The following is a 22,449-nucleotide window of genomic DNA, read 5'->3' as shown; positions in this document are numbered from 1 at the left end:
AGCCGATCCCACTCCGCATTCGTCAGATCCCCACGACCCATGAAGCCAGCCTGACCCCAACACCCCACCCCCGTCAGGAGATCCGAGAAACAGTACCTAACTCCGGCGCACCTTCTCCTTCTTGCCGTATGAGCGAGTGCCGGCTTGCTTACCGTCCGAGCTCTGCTTCGTGGAAGACTTCGTTCGTGCCCACCTGGATAACCCCGCGCCGCTTAGGCGCCGCCGCCACCCTGTACGCCGTCTTCGTCAGTGGCTGGTATCTGGGCCAGCCTCTCTCCGACGCCGGCTGCTTCACCCAGGAATCGACGGTCGCGTCCGATGGCCCGGAGACGATCCGGGAACCCGGTGACGTCTCCAGCCATCTGACCGTGACGGCCCGACAGGTCTTCACCGCTGAGATCGTCTCCACCGAGGGACTCGTACCGTGCGACGGGACGCCCCGCCCACGCCTCGTCGCCTGGGTGACCGGCAACTGGAGCTGAGGCACGGCTGCTCCCAGACCCGCCGGCAATCGCCGGCCGGGTCTACGGCCCGGGGCAGCTGAGCGACGGACGGCGGAAGGGCGCCGGTCAGCCGCGCGCCGGACTCCACGTCGAGCACGGGAGGAAAGCGACCTCGCAACTCCTGGGCTCCGGCGCTACGGGTTGCACAGCACATGCGTTTCGTTCGGACGGACGGCCACGCGCTCGCGCGGGGTTGCACGAAGGACGACCATGTCTCGTCGGGCCCGGGCGAGGTGCGGAAGTTCATGATGTCCGGAGCCGTGCAGAGGCCGTTGCCGTCCATGCTGCGGCCGGCATGGGAGTGGCAGGACGAGCCGGTGCCGCTTCGCGTCCCACGCCGCCCGGCCTCGATCACCCGGGGCCCTCCTCGCGAAGCGAGTGGAGGCAACATCCATACGCCCGGGCCACCCACCGCCGGACGGTGGGCCGCAGCCACGACGGAGGCCGACGGGTGGCCGGAGGGGACATCAGAGGACGAAGACACTCCCGGCGGTTTCGGAGTGGTACGTCTGCCCCGGATGAACGAGCTCCTCCACCAGCCCCGTGCAGTTGGGGCCGGAGTGCACCTCGGCGATGGCATCGGTGTGGTTGGTCACCGACGACGGGTACCAGATGACGGGATAGCAGCCGGAGGGATGCTTGTACTCGGCGCCATTGACGATCAGCACGCCTTCGGCCGCGTACGCGGACCCAGAGACCGTGAGGGCCAGCGCCGCGGAGGCCACGAACGCCCCCAGGCTTGTAGCCATGCCTCGCTTCATGTACGTCCTTCCCTTCCGATACCGCAGGCCGCATCTGCGACGCCCCGCTCTCCTCACGCAAAGTATCGGCAATCCAACAACTGGTAAACGATGCCTGCTGTATACCGGCTACTCGCGCTGGGAGCCAGGCATCATGGGTGCGGAGCCCACGTGCCGATCTGCCGTGGTGAGTACGGACCGGGGATCGCACCACAGCAGGTCGGCGCCCGTCGGGTATGTCGACGTCGATGGACTCGACTTCGCGCACTTCGGCGGCGAACGGCCTCTGCCGGGCTTCGGTGAGGCGGGCCCGGCGTCGTCGACTGCGGGTGCGGTCCAAGTGACAGTGTCCTCGTCGAAGGAGTGCGGCGCCCTGGCACTCGTCCGAAGGCCGTGACCGATGGGCCCCGCAAACGCACCGGCATACCCACCGCGCACATCCCGGCAGTCTCGGACCCTCCATGCCAGTCGAGCAGCCGCACGCGCCGGCAGACTGTGTCGTCTCCGTCGCCGACCTCTTCGGTCTGACTGTCGCCCAGGGTGACCCCGCGCCGTGCCCTGCCCCGCCCCACTCAGGCCAGCAGGACGTCCTCGCCCGCCGTCACGGGGACGACCTGCCTGGCCGGCGGCGCCTCGGCCTTCACCGGCGTCCCGAAATCCGACAGCGTCATCGTCGTCATGGCCTTCATCCCGCCGAAGTAGGACAGTCGGGCCTGCACGGCGCGCCCCTTCCCATCGACCCACACGTCCGCGTAGACGGGCATGTCTTCGCCCAGCTTCTCGCGCAGGTCGTGCAGCCCTTGTTTCGTCTCCGCCGTCATCCGAAGCGTCGCGGTGGCATGGTCGATCGTGCCCCGATAGTGCACCGCAGGAGCGTCGTTCACCTGATCCTGGCCCTCGTTCGACACCTGCTGCATCGCCTTCATCTGGCGGAGCAGGTGCTCGGGGTCGTTCAGCGGCGCGCGCAGGAAATACCGCGTCAGGGCCTCGCTCCGGAGAGCCGAGGCCCACTTCCCCTCCTCCACCGCCCGCGAGCCCCGCACATAGACGGTGTCGCCGACGAAGACCTCCTCGACGGGGTCCATGCCGCTTTCCTCCAGCTCCACCGAGAGCCGGCCTTTGTCACCAGCCAGGTCGAAGGCCCCGGCTATCGTGAACACGTAAGCCGTGGGGCTGTCGGCGGACTGCAACTCGATCTTCTCGTCCACGCGGGCGCTGTCCGCGCTCGTCCTCTCGATCGCGGCGCGCACGGCCGCGGCGTGATCCACGGCCTTCTTCGCCCCCTCCCCCGAGTCACGGTACGGATCGCTGGAACAGGCGGTGCAGAGCAGGAGGACAGCGACAGAGAGGAGGTGGGCGCGGCGCATGGGCTCTCCGAGAAATCGTTACTGCGGCGGGGTGGAGCCCGAGAGGGGCCGGTAGATCTTCGCATGCAACCGGTGACGGGGCCTGGGGATTTCGGACTCACCCGCGTGCGCTCGAAAACCGGGTGGAGCCCCGGCCGATGCGCCCACCCGCGGCAGTTGCAGGACCTGTTGGCGAACCCTGAGCTGACGTGCCGTCGGCCCTCGTGACCCTTCGTGATCGTGAAGGCCGAGGAGGGGTTGGCCGTGGTCGGCGTGGTGCCCTGCTCGCTCCGTCACAAGCAACCTTCGTGCACACCGAGCGGTCTTTCCTGGTACTGAGCTCGGCGCAGTGTCCTTGCCAGCGGGTGGGCACAGGGACAGTAGACGATCTGCCGAGTGACTGGGTGAGGCTGGAGATGACGAATCTGAACACCGCCGTGACATGGGTTGATTCCCGCGACAGGTTGCCTCGGAGCGGTACGCCGGTAGCAGCGGCGGTCACGGGGCGGTATCCGCCTGACAGCGTCACTGATTCCGATACCGCGGTGGGTGAGGAGTTCTGGCTGGTACGGCCGATGTACTTCACGACTCTGCACCGGAGTGGGGACGACGCAGAGCACCAGAACTGCTTCGTCGACTCCGACGGGATCGTCCGTCTGCCGTGCGGCCTCACCAGCGCGGAGACCGTGACGCACTGGGCTGAGCTGCCCACCCTGCCAGGCGGGACGACCCACGTGCTCCTCGGGAAGGACGCACACGCAGCTCTCCAGACCGTGCGGGAGGCTCCGCTACCTGACACTCAGCCTGCTCGGACTCCTCGGACGAGTGGCCACACAGCCGATCGGCCCAGCGCGCGCCGAGACCTCGTACGCGTGACATGGTGTTCGGACTGCGGGTTCGCCGAGTGGGCAGGGGGCCGAATGTCCTGGCGAGAGCCGTTGCCCCGGCAGGCGACCATTGCCCGGGGAAAGCGCCCGCTCCGGGGGGCGGCCGGGTCACCACGGCACCTGCTCTCGGCGTGGCCGACCGGAAGTCCTCGCACGGGACGTACCTGGGCGCACGGCCGGTGCGGCGGAGGGAGCACCTCCTGCGCGAGCGAAGCCGAGACCCCGGGGCTCCGGGTCTCGAGCCGGGGCGAACGTGGCCTGTCGGGGCGTCAGCGTGTGGCGAGCCGCTCCAGCAGGGCGGCGCTTCGCGCCAGCAACGCCCGCTCCTCATCAGTGAGTTCGGCCTCGATGGCCTGCGCGAGCCAACCGGCCCTGCGCCCGCGCTCCGCTTCGAGCGCGGCGCGGCCCGCGGCCGACAGCTCGACCAGCGACTTGCGGCCGTCCGTGGGGTGCGCCCGGCGCGTGATCAGGTCCTGTTCCATGAGAAGCCCCACTGCCCGGGCCATCGACTGGGGTCGTACGCGTTGATCGGCGGCCAGGTCGCTGGTGGTCATGGCACCGTCGCGGTCGAGTGCGCCGAGCACGGCGACCTGGCCCAGCGGGATGCGGTCCTCGTGCTTGACGCGTCGGGTGAGCTTGCCCATCGCAGTGCGCAGTGCGGCGGCGATGGCGGCGGCTTCCGAGGTGGGCATAGGGCATTTTACCCCGTTGGCCAGCAAAGCTGTGCACCTGACCTGCACAGCAATGCTGTACAGCCAAACTGAGCAGCATTGCTGTATTCTTTGCACCTGTCGGGCTCAGCGCCAGCGTTGTCGCAGCCGGGCCCCGGCACATGACAACGGGAAGGAACTCCCATGTCCGCGAAGCCAGTCGGTACCGTCGACGCCGCCATCGAGACCGTCACCGCCCGCCGGATCATCGACAGCCGGGGCAACCCCACGGTCGAGGTCGACGTCGTCCTGGCGGACGGGTCCCTGGGGCGCGCGGCCGTCCCCTCCGGTGCCTCCACCGGCGCCCGGGAAGCCGTGGAACTGCGCGACGGAGACTCCGCGCGCTGGCACGGCAAGGGCGTCGACCGGGCGGTGGCCAACGTCAACGGGGAGGTTGCGGCGTCCGTGCGTGGCCGGGACGCGGCGGACCAGGCGGGTCTCGACGCCGCGCTGGTGACCCTCGACGGCACCGCCACGAAGTCGCGGCTCGGCGCCAACGCGATCCTCGGCGTCTCCCTCGCCGCCGCCAAGGCCGCTGCGGCGGCCCACCGCCAGCCCCTCTACCGCTACCTCGGCGGCACCGACGCCCACCTTCTGCCGCTGCCGATGATGAACATCGTCAACGGCGGCGCCCACGCCGACAATCCCCTGGATTTCCAGGAGTTCATGATCGCGCCCGTGGGCGCGGACACCTTCGCCGAAGCCGTCCGCATGGGCAGCGAGGTCTTCCACACCCTGCGCCGTGACCTGCTGGCCGCCGGCCACTCCACGGGCGTCGGCGACGAGGGCGGCTTCGCGCCCGCGCTGCGTACCGCTGAGGAGGCGCTCGACTTCGTGATGACCGCCATCGAACGCACCGGTTACCGCCCCGGCACGGACATCGGCCTGCTCATGGACCCGGCGTCGTCGGAGTTCTTCCGTGACGGGATCTACGACTACACGGGCGAGGGGGTGCGCCGCACCCCCTCCGAGAACGTCGACTACCTGGCCAAGCTCGTCGACGCCTACCCGGTCGTCTCCATCGAGGACCCCATGGCGGAGAACGACCTGGACGGCTGGCGCGAACTGACCGCCCGCGTGGGCGACCGCTGCCAGCTCGTCGGCGACGACGTGTTCTGCACCAACGAGACGCTGCTGCGCGAGGGCATCCGCACCGGCGTCGGCAACTCGGTCCTGGTCAAGGTCAACCAGATCGGGACCCTGACCGAGGCTCTGGACGCGGTGACCACGGCCCATCAGTCGGGCTGGACGGCTGTCATGTCGCACCGCTCGGGGGAAACGGAGGACACCACCATCGCGGATCTGGCGGTGGCGACCGGATGCGGCCAGATCAAGACCGGCTCGCTCTCCCGCTCCGACCGCACGGCGAAGTACAACCAATTGATCCGGATCGAAGAGGAGCTGGGCCACACGGCGCGCTTCGCCGGCCGCACCGCACTGCGTCAGGCGTGAACAGCGGACAGAGGTAGAGACCGAGCGGCCCCCCGATCACGATCGGGGGGCCGCTCGCATGCCGGGGAGATACGCACCATGGGCGAGGCGGCTGCCGGAGCCGAGGTGGCGGTCTCCGGTGAGATCGCCGGCGGGGTGGACTACGCGGCGCGCCCGAAGGGCCGACTGCCCTGGGTGATCGTTCTCGTATCGCTGACCACCCTCGGAGGGTACGCGCAGCGCACATGTGAAGCATGCATGCCAGAGATCTGGGTGTGCTGATCGTGGTGGGGCGAGGGCGGTCCACCACGATCCGGCCTCACCTCAGCAGAGCGGAACGCCGGGAAGTTTCTGGTCCGGGTGGTCGATGTAGATGTTGCTGATGAAGCCGTTCTGGTCCCGCAGCTTGCTCCACCAATTGTTGCTGTATCCCTCGGCGTTGACGGTGTCGCCCTGCTTCTGACAGAGCACCCGCACGGCCGTCGGACCGGCGAGGGTGGCGACGACCGAGGCACTGACACGGGCGTCGACGCGGACGTTCACCCCACTGCCCCAGGTACTGAACGGGTAACCGCTGCCACCACACGCGTTGTCGCTGGTCAGGTAGGCCTGGTTGTAGCTGCCGGGGTAGGAGAGGGCGGCGCCGTTGATGACGATGTTCTGGCCCACCCCGTTGTACAGCTGCTCGTAGTGGATGTGCGCCCCGGAGGAGGCCCCCGTGCTGCCGGTGACGCCGATCTGCTGCCCCTGGGCGACCGATGCGCCGCTCGCCACGGAGTACGCCGAGAGGTGGAAGTAGTACGTCTTCCAGCCGCCGCCGTGGTCGATGGCTATGTAGTTGCCGGCACCACTCGGCTGTGAGTAGCGGGTGGCCGTGCCGGCGGCCGAGGCGAGTACCGGAGTGCCGGCCGTAGCACCGCCGTCGGAGCGAACGAAGTCCAGCGCGCGGCGTACTTCGGCCGAGTGGTGGCTGTACGTCCATCGCTGGCCACAGGGGTAGGGCGCCTTGAAGGCGGGTGCGGCCGTCACGCCGGCTTCCCGGGCCTGCGCCGGTGCGGCCGAGAGTCCGGCCAACGCCAGGAGGGCTGCGGCGACGAGGGCCGGAAGACGTCTGAATAACCTCACGACTGCTCCTAGGTGGGGGACGGCCCTGACGGAGCGCTGGGCCGAAGCGCGGTGAGACCTCGGGAACATAGCGGGAGCCCGTGCCGCTGACAAGCATGCGGCGACCTCTTCGATCAGGAACGCATGGCATGTGCAGCGCCTGGGCCCTCACCGCCCTGGCGTTCCGTGCCAAAGCGTCGCCAGTCGACCCTCGATCTCGGCGTTCGCACCGCGACTGATCGCCTTCTCGGGGCAGTACATCCTCAACCGTAGGTTCTACGCCCTGTCCGCCACACGCGCACGCCTGAGCTCCACCGGCGGCAGCCCGCCACCGCTCACCACCAGCGTCCCGCCTCGTGGCCGAGTCCGATCCCGGCCACGCCGAGGAGCGGGTCGTCGGCGGGCAGGTACACGAACGGCTCCATCGGGACGGACGCCTCTTCTCCTGATCAGCTGCGTGACCCGTTTCTCGGGTGATCCTCCGGCCGAGGAGGGTGGTGGCCACCTGGTTACCGGCCCCCGACCTGCCGCGACGGTGCGAGGTCTTCCCTCCAACGGCCCCCGCCACCTGCGAAGACACCCACTTCCATGCCTATGTTCACTTCGGTGTGACCGACCGAAAGGCTTCCCGTGGACCAGCAGATCGTGCAAGTGAAGATCCATCCGGCAATCGGTATCGCCCGGGTCGGCAACAGTTCCGCCGCGCCGTTCATCGGCCCCGAGTCACCGCACCAGAAGCCGCTTCCTCCCGGTTCCCACAAGGACGCGGCCGGGGCGGTCGTCAAGCAGGCCGCCCGGTTCCGGGTCTACGGCTACAACCAGGCGGGCGAGGTCGTCCGCGAGCTGAAACTCGGCCAGGACGGCGTGAGCGAGATCCGCTGGTCGGTACACCTGGCCAACAAGAAGGCCGCCTGGTACCGCTTCCACATTCCGCTCGACATCCCCGAAGCGACGTCCCTCACGCCGGAGAAGCGAGGCCGGCGAAACGCCGGCGTGGTCGGCGCCGAGCGCCGAAAGCTCGTCATCGACCCCGGCATCCGTACCGTCCGCACCTCCCTGCACGACACGGGTGCCTTCGACACTGGCACGATCATGGGCCGAAAGGTCCCGCTCGGCAAGATCTCCACCGAGCCCACCGGCCGCCTGCTGGTAGTCGGCGGCAACGGGAAGTCGTCGTCCTACACCACCCCGGAGAAGCCGATCACAGGGGTCACGAACAACGACACCTGGTACGACGACGTCTCCGACGGACCCGTGACCGCTGCGGTCACGATCGGCGGACAGACGAGCACGGCGACGCCGGCCTGGGTCGTGGTGGCCCCACCGCACTACGCCCCCGGCGTGAAGACGGTCCGCACCCTCTACGACGTGATCCAGGACGTGTTCACCACCGGGGCAACACTGCCGGGCGAGGCCGTCGTCTCCTACGCCGACGACATCGAGCCGATCCTCAGCAGGTTCTGCGGCCTCCAGTGGACCAACCACGGCTTCGCCGCGCAGTTCGGCTGGAAAGGCCCCCACGACTTCCTCGAACCCGCACTGCGAGCACGCCTCGCCGACCCGGGTGACAGCAGCCAGGAGCTGCGCCGCCAGATCTACGTCCAGATGCGCGACTACGAACGGGACGGAACGTCACCGCTGCCATGGCCCTGGCTGTACGGCGACGCGATGTCCAGCGACAGGGGTACCTCGGAACGGCAGCACATCACGCTTTCCCCGACCCAGGACAGGCTGCTCGCCCGGTGGGCCGAGGGCCGATTCCAGCCCGGCCCCCTCCACGCGCACCACGAAGACGTCGACCAGGCACCCGTCCAGGAGCAACCGGCCCTGCTCGACCGGGCCGCGCTGGAGAACTGTGCCGCGGACGCCTTCCACCCCGGCTGTGAAGTCACCTGGCCTGTACGGATCAAGACCATGTACGCCGAGCCCTTTCGTATCCTGCACCGCTCCCCGGGCACGCCCGAGCGCGACTACGGCGACGTCCTCAGCGACCAGGAGGTCAAGTCCGTGGACGGCCCGCTGTCCGCGCAGGGCCCGGGAGACCTCACCCGGTGGATGGCCGCCCCCTGGCAGTGCGACGCCGCAAGCTGCCGCTCCGGCTACCAGGTACTGAGCGGTCTCGGCCCGCGCTACAGCCCGTACCTCCCCACCTTCTGGCCCGCCCAGATCCCCAACCACGTCCTGAAGCGCTCGGACTTCGACATCGTCAACGACCCCGGCACCGCTCTCCGGACCAGGGAGCAGGCCTTCGGACGACGCGCGGTCTGGCTGCGCGGGCTGACCGGCTCCGACCTCAACAAGCAGCGTCGGCAGATGATCGACGACTGGCCCGACTTCGGCATCGTCGAGACCCACGAGTACGACGGCGGGGACGGCAGGTTCCCGGCGTTCATCCAAGTCGAGTCCGTCCCCGGCGAACAACTTCGAGGGGCACCCGACCACGCCAACCTCGTCAATATCCAGGTCCCGCAGGCAGGAGGCCCGCGGCTGGCCGCTGAGGCCGGCACCTGGCGCGGAGAACTGCCTGCCGAGCAGGTGGAGGCCGCCCTGGTGACCCAGGCCATCGGCGAGGCCATGCGCGCCACCGGCCACGACGAGGCGGCGATCGCCGCCGGCTACCTGGAGAAGCTCGACCCCCTCCACGATTCCCGGTGACCTCCGCGACGGCAGGCTGCGGAACGCCACGCGACCACTACGACGTCGTGATCGCGGGTGGCGGCCCAGCCGGCTGCGCCGCCGCCCTCACGCTGTCCAGGGCAGGCCGTACGGTGCTCCTCGCCGATGCGGCGACCGGCCCGCCTAAGACCGGCGAGGCCCTGGTCCCGGTGGCGCGCCTGCTCCTGCGCGACCTCCAGGTCCCCGACACGGTCCTGACCGCAGGACATCTGCCGTGCCACGGCAACCACTCCGCCTGGGGCTCCACCACCCTGCACACCGTCGACTTCATTCGTGATCCCTACGGCCACGGCTGGCACCTGGACCGCCCATTGTTCGACCGCAGCCTGCGCATCGCGGCCGGTGCCGCAGGCGCGGACGTGGCGGAACACACGGCCGTACGCAGGCCCGTGCGCGACAGCGACGGCATCTGGCGGCTCACCCTGCACGCCGCACCCGCCGGACCGTTCGCCGTCACCTGTCGCTGGATCGTCGACGCCACCGGCAGACGCGCCGCGATCGCCGTCCCCGCAGGGGCCCGCCGGCACATCGAGGACCGGCTGACCTCCCACCACCTCGTCCTCGGTGCTCTGCCCGAAGCCACCGACAGCCACTCCCTGGTCGAATCCACCCCTGACGGCTGGTGGTACACCACCCTGCTGCCCTCCCGACGCCGCCTCGTCGCCTACTTCACCGACCCCGACCTGATCACCCCCGCGGACTTCCGCCGCCGGCTGCTCGCCACGCGGTACGTGGCGCCCACCGCCCTCCCCCACGGACTCGGCCCACCGGGTCCTCCCCGCCGCGCCCCCGCCCACAGCGCCTACCTGGGCCAGGTTCACGGCGACGGCTGGATCGCGGCTGGAGACGCCGCCCTGGCCTTCGACCCCTTGTCCTCCCAGGGCATCCTCACCGCCCTCTACTCCGGGCTCTGCACGGGCCAGGCGATCGACGCCCACCTGCGCGGCGTCCCGGGCGCTCTGGACGCGTACTCAGCCAAGATCATCGCCGCCCGCACGGCTTACCAGCACGCGCACCGGGCTGCCCACGCCCAGGAAGCACGCTGGTCCGACCGCCCGTTCTGGTCCCGAAGACAAGGCACGGCGGCCGAACGGGCGGTCCACGCCTCCGGCACCCTGCCGCCGCCGTAGCGCGCCTCAGCGGCGCTCGCCGACCCCGCCCGCCGCAGGTGCAAGGCCGTACAAGGCCTTCTCCCCCTGTCCGGGCGGGAGTCGCAGCTGCCACGCGCCTCCGAGGCGACGAACTGATGGGGGCCGCGCAAGGTCGTGCGGAGTCTGCGCCGCGTGGACGCCCGGGCGAGCCCCGGCTGCGAGGGCGTGCACAGCACGTCGGTGGGTTCTGGCACCCATTCCGTGAACGGCCCCGATTCCGGCTGCATCGGGCTCGTGCCGTCTTCTACCGGAACCGGTGGCGCGCTTCCGCTCGTCACTTCGGCGCATGACCAGCGAGATCTTTCAGGGGATGGGTGCCAGAACTCCCAGATGCACGGTCAGAGGGGAACGACAGCCCCGACGCGTATCCAGCCCCGTCCGTCTGCTGCCGCATCGGTGGCCACCAGCGCATAGCTGTACTCGTTGTAGGACGCGCCCTCGCAGGTCGACGCGCCGACGATGTCACCGGCGTACTTGGTCTTGACGACGACGCTGTTCGGATTGGGGTTCTCATACACCCCGGCGGTCGGCCACACGACCTTGTACTGGCATCCGCCCTGGGCGGAGGCGACCGGGGCGGTGACGAGCGCGCCGCCGCAGCCGAGCGCGGTGGCCAGGACGGCCGTGGTGAGACGGGTCAGGCGCATGACGTGTGGTGCTCCTCGGGAGTCGACGACGGGTCAGGGCACATGATGGCAGGCTGTTCGGCGCGACCCCGCCCTCTGCCCGAAGATCTTCAGGGCGCCCTCACGTGCGAGGCACGGGGCAGGCCGTGGCGAGGCCCGGCCGTGATCCCGGAAATCGTCTTTCGTGCTGAGTCGTCACGGGCTAGTGTTCCCGGGTGCAGGGAGCAGACCCACGAGGAGTTGCAGACATGGTCGGTCGTCCGAGCGCGCGTTGACGTTGTAGGCCGTCATCGGCCTGTCTTCGCGTGCTGCCCTTGAAGTCGCGGCACAGCGAGCCTTCCCCTGCCTGGATCGCGGGCGCACCTGGTGTGCGCCTGGTGAGGGGCCTCGTCGCCGGCTGTCCAAGGGATACCTGTGCCGTCTTCTTCTTCCGCTGTGTCCGGTTCCGATCGACCTGTTCCGCCAAGTCTGTGGCGGGATCGCGACTTCCGTCGGCTCTGGGTCGGCCAGACGGCCTCCCAACTCGGTGAACACGCCACTCTGATCGTCCTCCCGTTGTTCGCCGTCCTGACCCTCGACGCCGGCGCCGGCGAGTTGGGTGTCCTGCGCGCCTCGGGGCAGGCGCCGATCCTGTTGCTCTCGCTCTTCGCCGGCGCGTGGGTGGATCGGTGGAGGACCCGCACGGTGATGGTGGTGACGGACGCGGGCCGGACCCTCGTACTGGGCGCGGCCGCCGTGGCCGGTCTTCTGGGATGGCTCGGTCTGCCCGCTCTGCTCGTGGTCGCCTTCGCCGTCGGGGCGCTGTCCGTGTTCTTCGACGTGGCCTATCAGGCCTCTCTCGTAAGGCTGGTGAGACGCGATCAGTTGCTGCAGGGCAACAGCGCGCTCGAGGGCAGCCGGTCCGCGGCACAGATCGGCGGACCCGCCCTCGGTGGCACGTTGGTCTCACTGCTGTCTGCGCCGATCGCGGCTGCCTCCAGCGCGGTGTTCTTCGCGTTGTCGTTCCTGTCGATCCGACGGATCCGGCGGACCGAATCGATCCCGGCGCGTTCGGAACGTCCCCCTCGGGTCTGGCGACGGATCCATGACGGACTCCGCTTCGTCGTCAGGGAAACCTCGCTGCGGACCGTGTGCCTCGCCTCGGCCGCCTTCCAGTTCTCCTTCGCGGCCATGATGACCGGCTACCTGCTCTTCCTGCCACGAGAACTGCACCTGTCGGGCACCACAGTCGGGCTCGCGCTCGCGGCGACGGGGCCGGGCGCGCTGCTTGGCTCGATCCTGGCCGCCCGCCTGCCACGCCGGTTCGGCTACGGCACGGTTCTCGTGTCCGCGGCGGTACTCGGCGACGGCGTTTTCCTGTGTGTGCCCGCGCTGCACGGCTCCTCGGCGGCGACGGTCCCCGCGCTCCTTGCGATCAACCTCGTGTTCGGGGCCGCCGGCCAGTTGGTGAATGTCACGGTCATGGCGGTGCGGCAGGCCGTCACCCCGGACGAGATGCAGGGCCGCGTGGCTGCGACGATCACGTTCGTCGGCATGGGGACGGCCCCGCTCGGCTCTCTGCTCGGAGGGTTCCTCGCGACGGAGTGGGGGCTGCGCACCAGCCTCATGGTGACGGCCGCGGGCATGATGACTTCCCCGGTGGTGATGGTGCTGTCCCCGCTCGCACGCCTGGGTCGGATGCTTCCGGCCGTGCAGGACGGGCCGCCGACGGCCACCCGTCCCACAGGCCATGAGACGGCCGCCCGTGAGACCGGCGACTGCCACCCTGGGGACGTCGAAACCCGGCAGGCCTGACTCCCCACCAGGCCCTGGACACCTCCATGACCTGGTGGGGAACGTCGGAACCCCCCACAGCCCGTCCGGCACCAGTTGCTGGATCAGGTCCGCCGTGAACTGATCTGGAAGCAGCGCAGTGGCCGTCGGTGCGGCACGTCATGCTCCTGGTACGGCCTGGCCGGCGACTGTATCCGCTCAAGCATCTGTTCCATGGCGGCGACAGGCAACGCCGGGTGCCGGGCTCCCAGCAGGCGTGGGGAACGGGAGCAGTGTCGGGGTCCCTCCTCCTGCCCGGTCTCGGCCGACTTCTGGGCTGCCCGTGCCCGCCCCGGTGGGTCCTCGGTGAGCTGGGCGGCCCGTTCAGGCCGGCATGAGAAGATCCGGAGTTCCCGGGACCGCCGCAGGACTGCTGTGAGCAGGCACCGGCACGGCTCCGGTTCGCCCTCTCCGAGCCTTCGCCGCGATCGCCACGCGCGCACTGGAGTCGCAGGCCCTTCTGCAAGTGATTCCCTTGCGGCGAGCAGCTCCGTCGGTGCGCTTTCCGGGACTTCGTGCGGCATGAGTACGGTGGTGTCCATGCAGATCAACGGGGCGGAACAGCGGCGAGGGCATGTACTGATGATCGCGGGGGACAGCGCCACCCGGCGCCGCACCGTCCAGGTGCTCCCCTCCGAGAACCTCGCGGCACTGTCCATGGTCCCTGTCTCGGCCCTGCTGGAAAGCAGCCTGCCGAGCGACACCACGTACCTCGACGGCCTGCACGATCAGAACGCCCTGCTTGTCCGGCTGCGCGCCGCCGCTGCGACCCCCGGTCCACTGTTCGTCTACCTCTCGGGCCGGCTCACCACCGACCGCCGGGGGCAGCAGCTCTACCTCGCTCTCTCCAGGACCACGACCTCCACCGCCCGTTACACGGCGCTCCCCTGGGAATGGCTGGGCATCGAGCTGCGCACCCGTCCCCAGGGGCTCACGACTGTGGTCTTCGACCTGGCGGCGGACAAAGGGGCGTGGCCTCTTCTGAAGGAGTACGGGACCCTGCCCGCCTCGACGGCCGCGGAGGTGTTCGGTGTGGTCACCCCACCCGGATTCGTCGGGGACGAGGGAGTGAGCACCTACACCCGGCACTGGATCGAGCAGCTCCGCCGGAGCCCGGAGCGGCCGACGAACGCCCGGCTGCACGCGTTCACCGTGTCAGCCGCCGCCCTGCCCCCAGGTGCCCTGGTCCTTCCCAGGGCTCCGGAGATCGCCGCGTACGAGCCCGTCCGGCAGCCGACGACGAACGCGCCACGGGGCCTCGCCGGGAACGCCCCGTTCCTGCCGCACCACCGACGCGCCGACGTATCCGCCGAGCCTGACCGGCCGGTACGCCACCCGGTGCCAGACCATGCCCTGGCGCCGGACCAGCAACCGCCGCAGCCCGGTCCGGTCTTCCGACCGCCGGCCGGCCCCTCCGGTACTCCCCCACCAGTCCCCGGGCCCACAGACGACGACCGGCGTCCGGCCATGCCAGGCCATCGACCGCGAACGGACCAGGCTCGGCAACCGGCCCGGACCCGACAGCGGGACATCGTCGTGCAGCAGCAGACCGCTCCCGCACCGTCGCTTCTGCCTGCTCCCACGGCCCTCGTGGCACAGGACCCCCGCCCCCACATCCACGCGCTCGCCCAGGCCGGCCGGCACACAGAAGCTGCCCTGTTGGCGCAGATGTGGGAGCAGCACGCTCTGCAGACCGGTGGCTTCGATTCGCCGCTGGCCACCCAGTGGGTGGAGATCCGCGCTGATCTCGCCAAGATGTCCGGCAATTTCATGCTTGCCACACAGCTGTGGATCGGCGCCGGCCAGGCCAGGCTCGTCCGCCAGTCCCCGGACGCGCCGGAGGTTCTCTCCGCGGCGAAGAGCGCCCATTACTGCTGGACCCAGCTGAGGGATGTGGCCAAGGCGAGGGAATGCGGTCCCGACCTTGTCAGTCTGCTGCGGGCCCTCCCGTCGCTCGATCGCCGGCACCTGACGGTGGCACAGCAACGTCTGGAGTTCCTGCACGGCGCACCTGACGAGAGCTGACCGCACGACGCTCCGGTGTGGGGCGGGCACTGTGCCGAGCAGCCCTTCCAAGGCCGGTCGGTCAGTGCATGTCCGGCGCCGGTGCCACCCGAGGTGCAGACCCGGGACTTCCGGCCCGGGCCGTCGGCAGGAGATCCGCGGCCGTGACGCGATGGAGGTGTATGAGCACGTCGAACTGGCGCCCGAGCGATGTCTGGTAGGGGTCCTCCGGCCAGGAGTTCCCGATCGACCGGGTCAGTCTTTTCTCCCTCAGCCAGCCCCGAGCCGGCTCGGATGTGGTCCGCAGATCGAGGTAGTAGTCCCGGTGCATCACTCTCTCCAGCGCCTCCTCATTACTGCCCACGCCCAGCGGCTCCACGGAGAAGCGGCGATAGGGCTCCCCGGCTTCCGTCAGGTCCATCGCGTTGTACGAGCCCTGCCCGAAGGTGTACCCGATGTTCATGTACTGGGCCCCGACAGCCTGGCGAATGAACTCCCCTTGGGTCTTCGGATACTGCTCAGGGTTGTCGGATTCGTAGGAGACGTGGCCGTTGTGAGCCGACAACAGCATCCGGCGGTCGGTGTGCCGCTGCCACCACACGGTGTTCTCCGCCATGACCTGGTCGCGGTAGAGCATGGCTTGAGCGACCTTCTCGGGGTCGGAGAAGTCATAGTACGAGTAGAGGGTGGCGGTCTGGGAGATGGCCCTGGCGTGCTGAAGGACCCACTCGTAGGCCTCCGGGTCCCCGTCCGGCCCCTGCGCCCGCAGCAGTTCGTAGGCGCGCCGCACGTCCGCGGCTGTCCGCCTGCGCTCGGCGACGGGCCTGGTCATGTTCTCGTTGACCGTCTCCTCCACGCTCCGTGTCGGCCGGAACTCGCGATAGAGGCGGCTGAACTCCGGCAGCAGGTCCGGGTGGTGCACGGACACATAGTCCGTGACCGCGTCGAAGAGCCCGGGTCCCGCGTAGCCGTTGTCCTCGCCCATGAACTGCACGGGCCGGTCCGGATGTCGGACGTTGTGGGCGCGCATCCACCTCAGCAGATCGAGGTACTCGCGGGTGTTCCATATCCGGTACGAACTCTGGAACTCCTGCCGCATGAGCTTCTCCGGGTCACCCTTCCCGTACAACACGTACTCGTCGAGAACCAGGCCGGTGGACCAGGGTGCCTCCAGCGCGAAGGTGGTGAAGCCCTTCTCCTCGACCAGGTACCGGAAGACACGGTGTTTCATCGTGAAGAACTGCCGGGAACTGTGCGTGGCCTCACCCAGCCCGACGATCTTCGCCGAGCCGATCATGCGTCCGAGGGGGCGCAGATCGCCGTCGGGGGCGCCGGGCTCCGCGGAGCGCAGCATCTCCGCGGAGCGGGCCAGTTCGCGCACCGGATCAGCGGTGGTCGTCGACTTCGCGTGCGCCGGCCGGGCGGCCGACGTCGGCGTGCCGACCCCGAGCGCCAGCACGACCAGGAGCAGCAGTAAATGGTGCGAGCGATGTGTTCTGAGCAGTACAGGCATGGATCAAGGCTGCCGATGAGCGGTAAGTGCGTACAGCCTGCCCCCTGCAGTCTTCCTCCTGGGGACAGCCACATGGTGCTTCTACGCCGATGGCAACTCGAGACCCGTCTCGCGGCCTCGCGCTACTCCCGGAGCACCTCTGTGCGGCTGCCGCAGCCGCGTACTGCAGAGACCCCCGGTCAGTTGCGGGCCTCCGGCCGACTGCCGCTGTGCGCGAGCTGCACGGAATGCTGATGACACGGCATCATGCAGGCATGATCACCATTCACCTGAAGTACGAGGTCGACGCCGACAAGCTGGATGACTTCGAGGAGTACGGCCGCCGCTGGGTCCGGCTCGTCAACCGTTTCGGCGGAACTCACCACGGCTACTTCCTGCCGAGTGAGGGCGACAGCGACATCGCCTACGCCCTCTTCTCCTTTCCCAGCCTGGCCGCGTACGAGCAGTACCGCACGGACAGCATGTCCGATCCGGAGTGCCAGGAAGCGTTCGAACTGGCTCGTCGCACCCGCTGCATCAAGCGGTACGAGCGCCGCTTCCTCCGGCCTCTCGACGGCCTGGCCTAGGCGGGCGGGAGACACGAGATGCGACCCTGCCGATTCCGGGTGTGGCCGGGTCGATGGCCGTCCGGAGGACGAGGGCGGTGGCGAGACCGGCCCGTGCGAGGGTGAGCTGTGCGGCGACGCCCGCGGTGACGTAGCGCGTCCGCGAGGGGAAGCCGGTCTGGCGACAGCCATGCAGCATGGCCCCCACTCCTTCAATCACCCGATCGGACTCGGGCAGGTCCTGGTACGACCCGCATGCGTTCCCGCCGGATCCGGTCCGGATCGGTCCGGTTCGGCCGCTGTGCAGGGCCGGGGGAGTTAGCCCGCTTTGCGGGCGAGCAGGTGAACTGCCTTGAACTGCCGCCGGTCGGTGGGCTGAGGCTCGCGAACCATCCGGGCCACCTCGGCGAACCCGGAGTTGCGCAGCGTCGCGGCGAGGTGATCAGGCCACCACCGATAGGCCGTGGCGACTGCGTGATCGAAGGCCTGCGTCGCGTGCGACGAACCATCGCTCGCCGAGAAGCCGATCAGAAGGTGGCCGCCGGGTGTCAGCACACGATGGAACTCCGCGAGAACGGCGGGGACTTCCTGCGGCGGAGTGTGAATGATGGACCAACGTGCGAGTACGCCTCCCAGGGCGCTGTCGGCAATGTCGGACGCGGCCATCGAGCCGACGTCGAACCGCAGGCCCGGACAGGCCTGCCGAGCCAAGTCGATCATCACGGGAGAGACGTCGACACCGAACGCATCCAGCCCCAGCTCGTGCAGGTGAGCGGTGACATGTCCAGGGCCACACCCCAGGTCCGCGACCCGGCTGTTCCCACTCGCGTGTACGACCTCGGCGAAGGCACCCAGGATGGCGCGGTCCAAGGGACTGTCATGCAGTGTGTCGCGGAACAGTTGCGCGTAGGTGGGGGCGACATCGTCGTAGGCCTCGCGGGTAGCGCTGAGGGCATCGTGTTCAATCATGCTCGTGACAGTAGCTCCCCCGCCCAGCTCATCGCCCCTGGGTACGGAGGCGCCGCATGGCCCAACTCCCGCGAGGGCCTCGCCCAGGCCACGGCCTGCGAGGACCACCTTCCTGCCGTGCGGCCGCCTCACACAACTCCCGGACGATTCTGCGCAGGCACACTCGGCACCGGCCGGTGGCCGGCGCCGAGCAGCCCCACCACCGGCCCACGATCACTTCGACGACAGTCCCTGCTCCGCGATCGGCCGGTCCGCCGTCGGCGCGCTCCCCGCGGAGCTGTCCGTCGCATCCTCGTCCGGCCCGGGCCACGTCGTTGCCGGTGCCAGGGAGAGATTGCAGAACTCGGCGTAGCGGCCGCCACGATGGAGCAGTTCCTCGTGGCTGCCCTCCTCGATGATCCTGCCGGCGTCGAGGAAGACGATGCGGTCGGCTTGCTGGACGGTGTGCAACCGGTGGGCCACCATCACCACCGTCCGACCCGTCCCCATGCGCTCGATGGCGGCGTGGACGGCCGCCTCGCCCCGCCCTGGCACCGAGGGCACCGAACCCTTACAGAACGCGGGGAGCAGCACCCTCTTCCACGCGGCACGTGTCCGCGAGCCGGCATGCCTTCTGTCAGCTCCCTTCGGCCCGAAGGGCCCCGGAGCTCGCGAAAGGCCGCGGGCGGCGCGGAAATCGGCCGCCCGCGGCTCGTGTCGGGGGCCGGCGCCTGGACTCGGTGACGGCCCAGCCTGTGGCCACCGCGCAGTGATCTCTACAGCGCTACGGCTGGGGCTTCCCCGCGAAGACCCACCGATTACCCGCCAGCGCGTCGTTCCGCTCGGGCAGCGGGCCTCGCCCGTGTTGATGCGTGAAGTCGAAAGGCGTGTGGACCGATGTGGACCAGCCCTTGTTCGCCAGGTCGCCTGCGGAGTCCGGCCGCGGCTCTCCATCGAACAGTTTGAGCAGATCGATGCCGAGCTGGTGCCTCGTCGAGGTGTAGAGCGGACTGTCGCGATATTCCAGGAGGTCCTTCTCGAGTTTGACCTCGAACGCCAGGGCACTCCCGCCCGCGCTCAAGCGGTCCACCGTGTCGATGAGGTAGGTCTCCGCAGCGGCGGGAAGATAGAACAGCAATCCCTCGGCCAGCCAGACGCTCGGCGCGGTCGGGTCGAAGCCTGCGTCGGTCAGGGCTCCGACCCAGTCGGCGCGCAGATCAACGGGAATAGCCACACGTGCTGCCTTCGGGGTGGCCGACGTGCCGCCCAGCACCTCGCGCTTGAACGCCAGCACGCCCTCCCTGTCGACCTCGAAGACCACACAGCCCGGAGGCCAGTCAAGTCGGAAGGCGCGTGAATCCAGCCCCGCCCCCAGCAGCACCACTTGCCGCGCGCACCCCTCGTGCACCGAGCGGAGGAGGAAGTCGTCGAGGACCCTCGTCCGCAGACCGAAGTAGCGCGCGAATCGTCCCCACAGGGGATTCGCGTCCCCGTCCGGCACCTGTTGCATGCGGACCGGCCAGCCCGCGGACGCCGGTGCGGCGAGCACGAAGTGCTCGGCGAAGACGTCCTGCGCCAGGCTGTCGTGGCGGTGGGTCTCGATCGCCCGTGCTGCGGCCACCATGAGGGCGGTCAGCCCGACACCCCCTTCCACGCCGTCCACGCCGGTGTTCTGACGCACTGCGTCGACCATGTGCACCCCTTGGGGAAGTAGAGACAATGAACGTGAGAACCGCGCTGACGGATCCGCGGTGTGTCCGGACACCCAAGCGCCAGACAGCTCGTGCCACGAGCAGCACGAGCGGCGGCGTCCCGGCGGGGCGCCCGCATCATCGGTCCGGAGGGCTCGTCGTGGGTCGGTTCGCGGACGTACCGGCCCCGGTGGAGGTACGTACCGGGCTGCCCCTCAGGTGACGGGGAACGGCGTCGGACGCCTCGGTCATCCGCCCGTCCCCTCCGGGATCAGTACGGGCTTGACCACACGGCCGGCGTCGCAGTCGCGTTCCGCCTCGTTGATGTCGGCGAGCGGGTAGGTACGGATCAGCTGGTCGAAGGGAAACCGTTCGGCCTGCCAGAGTTCGGTCAGCCGCGGAATCAGCGGTGCCGGTACTGCGTCCCCCTCGCAGATGTGGGAGATCCTGCGGCCCCGGTCCAGGGTCCCGGGCCGGAGGGGGAGCTCGGTGCGGAGCCGGGCCACCAAGCCGAGGTGGCCCGTCGGGCGCAGGGACAGGAGCGCGTCGTTGATCAGCCTGGCGGAGCCCGTCGTGTCCAGTGCGTACCGCGCACCGCCGTCGGTCAGTCGCTGGATGCGTTCGGGCAGGCCGCTCGATGCGGCGTGCAGCGGGGTCGCACCGAGTCGCTCGGCGACGGCCAGCCGTTCCGGGTACCGGTCGATGGCTACGGTCACCGCCCCGGCAGCGTCGGCCGCCATCACCGCGGCCAAGCCCACCGCTCCCGCACCGAAGACGGCGACGGTGTCGCCGGGGCCGACGCCGAAGGAGTTGAAGACCGCTCCGGCGCCGGTCAGGAAGCCGCAGCCGAGCGGTCCGAGCAGCTCGACGGGCAGGGAGGGATCGACCCGGACGGCGTTGCGGGCCCGGACGATCGCATACTCGGCGAACGAGGACTGACCGAACCACCGTGGGGCCAGTTCGCCCCCGGCCGCGTCGGTGAGCCGCGCCGCACCCTCCGGGCGCCCCCCGAAGAGGTTGAGCGAGGCGAAGGAGTCGCAGTAGGCAGGGGCCGCGCCGATGCAGTTCCGGCAGTGTCCGCAGGAGTCGAAGCTCAGCACGACATGGTCGCCGGCCCGGAGGCCGGTGTCCGGTCCGCCCGTCTCCACCACGACCCCGGACCCCTCGTGGCCGAGCACCGCCGGCAACGGCGTGCGGCCCGACGAACTCCGGACCACGAGGTCGGTCCGGCACATGCCGCAGCCCGCGATCCTGACCAGGATCTCGCCGTCGGCCGGTCCCGCGTTCAGGATCAGTTCCTCGACGCCGAACCGGGTGTCGTACGAGCGCAGCACCGCCGCACGGAACCGCATCGTCACGCCTCCTTCGGGCGGTGCACGACGAACGGCCTGAGGTTCCCGTGCAGCCCCCACAGCCCACCCGCTACACCGACTCCGCTTTCCTTGATGCCCGCGAAGGGCTGGGCCAGGGAAAGTTCGGCGTGGTGGTTGATCCAGGCCGTCCCGCATTCCAGTCGGTCGGCGACCGCCTCGGCCCGGTCGAGGTCGGTCCCCCATACCGAGCCGCCCAGCCCGAAGCAGGTGCCGTTGGCCGCCTCGACGGCCTCGTCCAGGCTTCCGTACGGCAGCACCGGCAGAACAGGACCGAATTGCTCCTCTGTCACCACCGGGCTGTGGGACGGGACATCGGCCAGAATCGTGGGGGCGAAGAAGTAGCCAGGTCGGTCCAGCCGGTGACCTCCGGCCACGGCTCGGGCACCGTCGGCCAGGGCCCGGGCCGTGTAACCCTCGACCCTGGCCAGTTGGGGAGCGTTGTTGACCGGCCCCATCTCGGAGTCCGGGTCGAGCCCGGCCCCCACGACTGCGGTCTTCGCGCGATACGCGAGTGCCTCGACCACCTGGGAGTAGATCCGGGCCGGAGCGTAGACGCGCTTCACCGCCATGCAGACCTGGCCGCAGTTACGGAAAGCCGCCCAGAACAGACGGTCCGCGACCCGCTCCACATCCACGTCGTCCAGCAGGATGGCGGCGTCGTTACCCCCCAGTTCCAGGGTGACCCGGGCAAGCGCGCCGGCCGCGCCGGCCGCGACCGCCCGACCGGTGGGGATCGAGCCTGTGAACGTCACGTGGCGGATCCCCGGATGAGAGGCGAGCCGGGCGCCGAGGGGCTCTCGACCGGTGACGACCGTCAGTACGTCCTTGGGGAGGGCGGTGGAGATGACGGACCCCAGCATCCTCGTGGCGAGGGGTGTGAACGGGGAGGGCTTGAGCACCACCGTGTTGCCTGCGGCGAGCGCGGGCGCGAACTTCGCCGACGCGAGCTGGAGGGGAAAGTTCCACGGGACGATCGCGCCGACGGGCCCCAGCGGCCGCCAACGGATCTCGCCGTGTACCGGCCTGCCGTCTGTGATCGGTTGCCGGCCGGGGTCGAGCTCGGCGAAGTAGCGCAGGCGGGCCGCCACACGGGCGATCTCCGCGTACGACTCGGACAGGGGTTTGCCCTGTTCACGGGTGAGCAGGGAAGCGAGGTCAGCCTCCGCCGCCTCCACGGCATCGGCTGCCGCGAACAACGCGGGGGTGCGGGCGGACGAGTCGGACCGCCAGCCGCGCCAGGCCTCGTGGGCCCGGTTGACGACGGCGTCCAACTCGTCCGGTTGCTGGTCGGGAGCCTCGGCGAAGGCTTCGCCCGTCGCCGGGTCGAGCACGGCGAAGCACTCATCGCGGAGCACGGGCACGGGGCTGGGCGAGCGTGTCGGCATGCTC

The 22,449-nt window shown here is 69.7% G+C and carries 19 protein-coding genes and 1 pseudogene; 9 read left to right on the top strand and 11 right to left on the bottom strand.

What is annotated here, in order from left to right:
* Positions 1-185 precede the first annotated feature (185 nt).
* Entirely contained in the window at positions 186-482 is a 297-nt protein-coding gene (locus OO67_RS30565; RefSeq protein ID WP_051710022.1) for a hypothetical protein, read from the top strand.
* A gap of 488 nt (positions 483-970) precedes the next feature.
* Here OO67_RS30565 and OO67_RS30560 read toward each other — a convergent pair whose 3' ends face one another.
* Both OO67_RS30560 and OO67_RS30555 read right to left on the bottom strand, forming a co-directional pair.
* Entirely contained in the window at positions 971-1,252 is a 282-nt protein-coding gene (locus OO67_RS30560; RefSeq protein WP_033304984.1) for a hypothetical protein, read from the bottom strand.
* A gap of 563 nt (positions 1,253-1,815) precedes the next feature.
* Entirely contained in the window at positions 1,816-2,610 is a 795-nt protein-coding gene (locus tag OO67_RS30555; protein WP_033304983.1) for an SCO4651 family lipoprotein, read from the bottom strand.
* 395 nt (positions 2,611-3,005) lie between these two features.
* Here OO67_RS30555 and OO67_RS40235 point away from each other — a divergent pair.
* Positions 3,006-3,350 (top strand): annotated as a pseudogene (locus OO67_RS40235) (AQJ64_40280 family protein); the annotation flags it as partial.
* Positions 3,351-3,745: 395 nt separating this feature from the next.
* Here the strand turns inward: OO67_RS40235 and OO67_RS30550 are convergent.
* Positions 3,746-4,168, bottom strand: coding sequence for a MarR family winged helix-turn-helix transcriptional regulator (locus tag OO67_RS30550; protein WP_033304982.1), 423 nt, complete (start codon positions 4,166-4,168; stop codon positions 3,746-3,748).
* A gap of 162 nt (positions 4,169-4,330) precedes the next feature.
* Between OO67_RS30550 and eno the strand changes: the two genes are divergently transcribed.
* Positions 4,331-5,638 (top strand): phosphopyruvate hydratase, encoded by a 1,308-nt coding sequence (gene eno / locus OO67_RS30545; RefSeq protein WP_033304981.1) that lies wholly within the window; start codon positions 4,331-4,333, stop codon positions 5,636-5,638.
* A gap of 78 nt (positions 5,639-5,716) precedes the next feature.
* Positions 5,717-5,899: a hypothetical protein gene (locus tag OO67_RS30540; RefSeq protein WP_033304980.1), complete on the top strand. Its 183-nt coding sequence runs from the start codon at positions 5,717-5,719 to the stop codon at positions 5,897-5,899.
* A gap of 42 nt (positions 5,900-5,941) precedes the next feature.
* Here OO67_RS30540 and OO67_RS30535 read toward each other — a convergent pair whose 3' ends face one another.
* Complete coding sequence (locus OO67_RS30535) at positions 5,942-6,742, bottom strand: M23 family metallopeptidase (protein WP_033304979.1); 801 nt, start codon at positions 6,740-6,742, stop codon at positions 5,942-5,944.
* Positions 6,743-7,351: 609 nt separating this feature from the next.
* Between OO67_RS30535 and OO67_RS30530 the strand changes: the two genes are divergently transcribed.
* Together OO67_RS30530 and OO67_RS30525 are read left to right on the top strand one after the other, a co-directional pair.
* Positions 7,352-9,376: a LodA/GoxA family CTQ-dependent oxidase gene (locus OO67_RS30530; RefSeq protein ID WP_033304978.1), complete on the top strand. Its 2,025-nt coding sequence runs from the start codon at positions 7,352-7,354 to the stop codon at positions 9,374-9,376.
* A complete protein-coding gene (locus OO67_RS30525) occupies positions 9,373-10,527 on the top strand; it encodes an NAD(P)/FAD-dependent oxidoreductase (RefSeq protein WP_051710020.1) in 1,155 nt (384 codons plus the stop codon). The genes OO67_RS30530 and OO67_RS30525 overlap by 4 nt, the downstream gene beginning before the upstream one ends.
* 359 nt (positions 10,528-10,886) lie before the next feature.
* On the opposite strand, the gene OO67_RS30520 is transcribed toward OO67_RS30525, so the two are convergent.
* Positions 10,887-11,195 carry a hypothetical protein gene (locus OO67_RS30520; protein ID WP_033304977.1) on the bottom strand — a complete coding sequence of 103 codons (309 nt, stop codon included), beginning with the start codon at positions 11,193-11,195 and terminating at the stop codon, positions 10,887-10,889.
* A gap of 393 nt (positions 11,196-11,588) precedes the next feature.
* On the opposite strand from OO67_RS30520, the gene OO67_RS30515 reads away from it, so the two are divergent.
* Entirely contained in the window at positions 11,589-12,968 is a 1,380-nt protein-coding gene (locus OO67_RS30515; RefSeq protein WP_078598361.1) for an MFS transporter, read from the top strand.
* A gap of 558 nt (positions 12,969-13,526) precedes the next feature.
* On the top strand, positions 13,527-15,011 hold the full coding sequence (locus OO67_RS30510) for a hypothetical protein (protein WP_063746181.1): 1,485 nt from the start codon (positions 13,527-13,529) through the stop codon (positions 15,009-15,011).
* Positions 15,012-15,072: 61 nt separating this feature from the next.
* Here the strand turns inward: OO67_RS30510 and OO67_RS30505 are convergent, their stop codons facing one another.
* Entirely contained in the window at positions 15,073-16,503 is a 1,431-nt protein-coding gene (locus OO67_RS30505; RefSeq protein WP_051710016.1) for an erythromycin esterase family protein, read from the bottom strand.
* Between the two features lie 254 nt (positions 16,504-16,757).
* Between OO67_RS30505 and OO67_RS30500 the strand changes: the two genes are divergently transcribed.
* Entirely contained in the window at positions 16,758-17,069 is a 312-nt protein-coding gene (locus OO67_RS30500) for an NIPSNAP family protein (protein WP_033305035.1), read from the top strand.
* A gap of 297 nt (positions 17,070-17,366) precedes the next feature.
* Here OO67_RS30500 and OO67_RS30495 read toward each other — a convergent pair whose 3' ends face one another.
* The 5 genes from OO67_RS30495 to OO67_RS30475 all read right to left on the bottom strand — a co-directional run bounded on the left by OO67_RS30495 (position 17,367) and on the right by OO67_RS30475 (position 22,445).
* Positions 17,367-18,017, bottom strand: coding sequence for a class I SAM-dependent DNA methyltransferase (locus OO67_RS30495; RefSeq protein ID WP_033304975.1), 651 nt, complete (start codon positions 18,015-18,017; stop codon positions 17,367-17,369).
* Positions 18,018-18,230: 213 nt separating this feature from the next.
* Positions 18,231-18,560, bottom strand: coding sequence for a hypothetical protein (locus OO67_RS40230; RefSeq protein WP_382056255.1), 330 nt, complete (start codon positions 18,558-18,560; stop codon positions 18,231-18,233).
* A 220-nt stretch (positions 18,561-18,780) separates the two neighbouring features.
* A complete protein-coding gene (locus tag OO67_RS30485; RefSeq protein ID WP_033304973.1) occupies positions 18,781-19,689 on the bottom strand; it encodes a class I SAM-dependent methyltransferase in 909 nt (302 codons plus the stop codon).
* Between the two features lie 246 nt (positions 19,690-19,935).
* Positions 19,936-21,039, bottom strand: coding sequence for an NAD(P)-dependent alcohol dehydrogenase (locus OO67_RS30480; protein ID WP_033304972.1), 1,104 nt, complete (start codon positions 21,037-21,039; stop codon positions 19,936-19,938).
* A 2-nt stretch (positions 21,040-21,041) separates the two neighbouring features.
* The gene (locus OO67_RS30475) at positions 21,042-22,445 is read right to left on the bottom strand and encodes an aldehyde dehydrogenase family protein (RefSeq protein ID WP_051710012.1); all 1,404 of its coding nucleotides are present in this window, start codon (positions 22,443-22,445) and stop codon (positions 21,042-21,044) included.
* Positions 22,446-22,449: the final 4 nt, after the last annotated feature.

The sequence above is a fragment of the Streptomyces atroolivaceus genome, from assembly GCF_000717025.1.
Classification (GTDB): domain Bacteria; phylum Actinomycetota; class Actinomycetes; order Streptomycetales; family Streptomycetaceae; genus Streptomyces; species Streptomyces atroolivaceus.
This window is presented reverse-complemented; position numbering and strand designations above follow the sequence as displayed.